This is a genomic window from Haloarcula sp. H-GB4, from assembly GCF_030848575.1.
In the GTDB taxonomy this organism is placed as follows: Archaea; Halobacteriota; Halobacteria; order Halobacteriales; family Haloarculaceae; genus Haloarcula.
The window spans coordinates 1-5,008 of the sequence record NZ_JAVDDX010000010.1 but is presented as its reverse complement, the minus strand read 5'-3'; the positions used below and the strand labels follow the sequence as shown (position 1 = coordinate 5,008).

The following is a 5,008-nucleotide window of genomic DNA, read 5'->3' as shown; positions in this document are numbered from 1 at the left end:
ATAGGTATGAATGGTGGCGGCGAACCGGATTTCCCAGAGGCTCGCGCACTCCAGTACTCCCCGGAACGCTGGTGGGCTTATCTTCCGTGTTCGGGATGGGTACGGGAGGCAACCCCACCGCTGTGGCCGCCTAACGTCGAGTCGTGGAATCGAACCACGAGGATACCAGTCTCGATCGGTCTCCACCGTGTGATTACGTGCGATCCAGTTTGCGCCTGGACTCGTTCAGCGACGAGTTAAATCGTCGGTGAATGAGTCACAGTGCGTATGAATGATGGCTTTGGTCTGTTAGTGCTCGTGGGCTTAACGTCTCGTTACCTCGACGCGCACACCCCGAGTCTATCGACCGCGTCTTGTACGCGGGACCTCAGCGGTGTCTCTTTTCCAAGTGGGTTTCGAGCTTAGATGCGTTCAGCTCTTACCCCGTGTGGCGTGGCTACCCGGCACGTGCTCTCTCGAACAACCGGTACACCAGTGGCCACCAACCGTAGTTCCTCTCGTACTATACGGTCGTTCTTGTCAGACACCATAACACACCCAGTAGATAGCAGCCGACCTGTCTCACGACGGTCTAAACCCAGCTCACGACCTCCTTTAATAGGCGAACAACCTCACCCTTGCCCGCTTCTGCACGGGCAGGATGGAGGGAACCGACATCGAGGTAGCAAGCCACTCGGTCGATATGTGCTCTTGCGAGTGACGACTCTGTTATCCCTAGGGTAGCTTTTCTGTCATCAATTGCCCGCATCAAGCAGGCTAATTGGTTCGCTAGACCACGCTTTCGCGTCAGCGTTCCTCGTTGGGAAGAACACTGTCAAGCTATCTTTTGCTCTTGCACTCTTCGCCGGGTCTCTGTCCCGGCTGAGATAGCCATAGGGCGCGCTCGATATCTTTTCGAGCGCGTACCGCCCCAGTCAAACTGCCCGGCTATCGGTGTCCTCCTCCCGGAGTGAGAGTCGCAGTCACCGACGGGTAGTATTTCACTGATGTCTGGGTGGCCCGCTAGCGCGGGTACCTCTGTAACGACTCCTACCTATGCTGCACATCGGCGACCACGTCTCAGCGACAGCCTGCAGTAAAGCTCCATAGGGTCTTCGCTTCCCCCTGGGTGTCTCCAGACTCCGCACTGGAATGTACAGTTCACCGGGCCCAACGTTGGGACAGTGAAGCTCTGGTTAATCCATTCATGCAAGCCGCTACTGATGCGGCAAGGTACTACGCTACCTTAAGAGGGTCATAGTTACCCCCGCCGTTGACAGGTCCTTCGTCCTCTTGTACGAGGTGTTCAGATACCTGCACTGGGCAGGATTCAGTGACTGTACGAGTCCTTGCGGATTTGCAGTCACCTATGTTGTTACTAGACAGTCCGAGCTTCCGAGTCACTGCGACCTGCTCCGTTCCGGAGCAGGCATCCCTTCTTCCGAAGGTACGGGACTAACTTGCCGAATTCCCTAACGTTGGTTGCTCCCGACAGGCCTTGGCTTTCGCCGCCATGGACACCTGTGTCGGTTCTCGGTACGGACATCATGCTCGTCTTTTCATGGGCCCCAGGTTGAATCACGTTTCCCTATACCGCCGTTCGTCCGCTTCGTGCCATTACGGCTTCCACGGAGTTGGACGGTTCGACCGGGCGAATGCCCGGCGTGATCGACCCCAGGGCGTCAACTTTCACTGCATAGTGGCACGGGAATATTAACCCGTTTCCCATTTCGTCTCAGTCGAGTTGCGGTGAGACTTAGGACCGGCTAACCCTCAGCTGATCAGCAGTGCTGAGGAACCCTTATCCATTAGGCCGTCGGGGTTCTCACCCGACTATCGCTGCTACTATGGCCAGGATTTTCGTCACTAATCGGTCCACAGGAGCTCTCGCCCCCGCTTCCATCCAATTAGAGCGCCAATCTACTCGATTACCAGTATAAGTGGTACGGACAGGTCTCGGTGGTGGATTTGAGTCCCGATCATTTTGGGCGCCTCAAACCTCGGCCGGTAAGCTGTTACGCTTTTCTTAGAGGGTAGCTGCTTCTAAGCTCACCTCCCGGCTGTCTAGGGCTCGAGACCACCTTCAGAGGATTACACTTAATCCACACTTGGGGACCTTAACCTATCTCTGGGTTGTTCCCCTCCTGGTACACAGGCTTACCCCGCGCACCGGAATCCCCGCGTCAAACAGCGTCTGTAAGTTTGGAGTTTGACAGGTGTGCCGACTCCTCTCGGAGGCGGACACACCAATCGGTCGCTCTACCTCACAGACTACCTCGGCGGAGGTCATGCTTCGACATGTTTCGATTGGAACCAGCTGTTGCCGGACTCGATGGGCCTTTCACCCCTACACATAGATCACGAGAGGGTATTGTAGGACACCAACTCTAACAGACTTCCACGTGCCTTTCGGCACGCTTCATCTTGTCCATGCGTAGATCGTCCGGATTCGGGTCGTGTCCGAATGGCTCCCCGCCCTTGAAGACGGCGGCCCTCGGGCAAAGCCCTGCGGCCATGTCGGTTTCCCTGTGCCTCCCCGGATACTCCGGTTAGACTTGCCATACAGACACACTCCCTGGCTCGTTTTTCAAAACGTACGACAGAACATCGGCTTCCCGTGAGTCTTACTAGAGACTCGCGTCTCGGTCATTCGTCATGGGACCTTGTATGCCCTGTCGCTCGATCGCCAACTGATTTCATGCTCTATTTCGCCTCCCTTCTGAGGGTACTTTGCAGCGTTCGTTCACACTACTTGTTCACTATCGGTCTCAGGTTGTGTTTAGCCTTCGCAGTCGATGCCTGCGTTATTCGCGAGGGATATCCAACCCCCGCTACTCTGGCACTACCGCACAGCGTACTGGTCTTCAGTACGGGGTTGTCACCCTGTATCACGCTCTATTCCAAGAGACTTCGTGAAGACGGTCGGCTGATGAGAGGTAGCCCTGACACCACATTGCCCGTGAGGGCTTCGGTTTGGGCTGTATCGCGTTCACTCGCGGTTACTAACGACATCACATTGCGTTTTCTGTTCCTCCCGATACTGAGATGTTTCAGTTCTCGGGGTTCCTCATTGCGCGAAGCAATTGTTAGAGAGATTCTCATTCGGAAATCTGTGGTTCTTCGCCTCCGTGCGGCTCCCCACAGCTTATCGCAGCTTGGCACGTCCTTCATCAGCGCCTGAGCCGAGCAATCCACCAGCTGGCATAGTAGCCAACGTCGTTGTGACTCGTTCAACTGAACGAGTCCAGTGGACGCCTGGATCGCACGTACACACGGTTTCATATTCGCCCCCAAGGTGGAGATGGTGGGCGAATCGACCCTTCCCAAGCTCGGTTTTACCCGGCCTGGTGCATCTGTCGTCGTACCATATTCCATCGCCGTCCCACACTTAAGGGGCACGGTTCGGGGCAGGCACGTCGTATGGACCCACTGGGATTTGAACCCAGGGCCTCCGCCTTGCAAAGGCGGCGCTCTCCCGCTGAGCTATGGGCCCGGCAGATCCGCACGGTTGTCAGCCCTGATAGTTCATAAGTGCCCGGTCGACGGAGTTCTCGAACACCGAAAGGTGGGTTGGGGCAGAGCCCCAATCCCGATCAGTAGGAGGTGATCCAGCCACAGATTCCTCTACGGCTACCTTGTTACGACTTAAGCCCCCTTGCGGAGCCCAGATTCGACCGTCGCATGACGGCCTCATCCGGACCCCACTCGGGTGCTTTGACGGGCGGTGTGTGCAAGGAGCAGGGACGTATTCACCGCGCGCTTCTGACACGCGATTACTACCGAATCCAGCTTCATGCGGGCGGGTTTCAGCCCGCAATCCGAACTACGACTACGTTTGGAGATTAGCTTCGCCTCTCGGCGTTGCATCCCACTGTCATAGCCATTGTAGCCCGCGTGTTGCCCGGTCCATTCGGGGCATACTGACCTACCGTTGCCCATTCCTTCCTCCATTTTAGCAATGGCAGTCCTCCTAGTGTACCCAACCACCGCAGGGGTGTTGCTGGCAACTAGAAGTGTGGGTCTCGCTCGTTGCCTGACTTAACAGGACGCCTCACGGTACGAGCTGACGGCGGCCATGCACCTCCTCTCAGTAGCGTCGAGTAAAGTCGTCAACCTGACTGTCATTACTACTGTCGGGACCGGTGAGATGTCCGGCGTTGAGTCCAATTAAACCGCAGGCTCCTCCGGTTGTGGTGCTCCCCCGCCAATTCCTTTAAGTTTCATCCTTGCGGACGTACTTCCCAGGCGGCTCGCTTATCGTCTTCACTACGGCACATCACGTGCTCATGGCGCGTGACATACCTAGCGAGCATTGTTTACGGCCAGGACTACCCGGGTATCTAATCCGGTTCGAGACCCTGGCTTTCGTCCCTCACTGTCGGGTCCGGTCTCTCAACGTGGTTTCCCCATTGGTGGTCCGTCCAGGATTATAGGATTTCACTCCTACCCCGGACGTACCCGTCGAGTCTTTCGGCCCCAAGCTGTGTAGTTTCCACCGGACGTCGACCAGTTGAGCGGGTCGATTTCCCAACGGACTTACACAGCAAGCTACGGACGCTTTAGGCCCAATAATATCGGCCATCACTTGGACTGCCGGTATTACCGCGGCGGCTGGCACCGGTCTTGCCCAGTCCTTATTCTTGTACCACCTTACGGTACAGAAAAGCGAGGGCTATATGCCCTCACACTCGGAGTCCCCCTATCGCACTGTCGTGCAGTGTAAAGGTTTCGCGCCTGCTGCGCCCCGTAGGGCCCGGTATCTTGTCTCAGATACCGTCTCCAGGCTCTTGCTCTCACAACCTGTACCGATTATCGGCATGGTGGGCCGTTACCCCACCATCTACCTAATCGGCCGCAGCCACATCCTACAGCGCCGGAACGTTTCTAACTCTCGGCACTCCAGCGTGAGAGTTATATCCGCTATTGGCCTCAGTTTCCCGAGGTTATTGCGGTCTGTAGGGTAGTTTGGCCACGTGTTACTGAGCTATATGCTACGAGTCTAAACTCGTGCAACTAGCATGGCTAAATC

General features: G+C 56.3%; 1 tRNA gene and 3 rRNA genes. All 4 read right to left on the bottom strand.

Going from position 1 to position 5,008, the window contains the following annotated elements:
• Nucleotides 1-11 precede the first annotated feature (11 nt).
• Nucleotides 12-134: ribosomal RNA gene (gene rrf, locus RBH20_RS21250) — 5S ribosomal RNA — on the bottom strand.
• 134 nt (nt 135-268) lie between these two features.
• Nucleotides 269-3,199 (bottom strand): 23S ribosomal RNA (locus RBH20_RS21245).
• Nucleotides 3,200-3,400: 201 nt separating this feature from the next.
• Nucleotides 3,401-3,472: transfer RNA gene (locus RBH20_RS21240), tRNA-Ala, on the bottom strand.
• Nucleotides 3,473-3,577: 105 nt separating this feature from the next.
• A 16S ribosomal RNA gene (locus RBH20_RS21235) occupies nt 3,578-5,008 on the bottom strand; the annotation flags it as partial.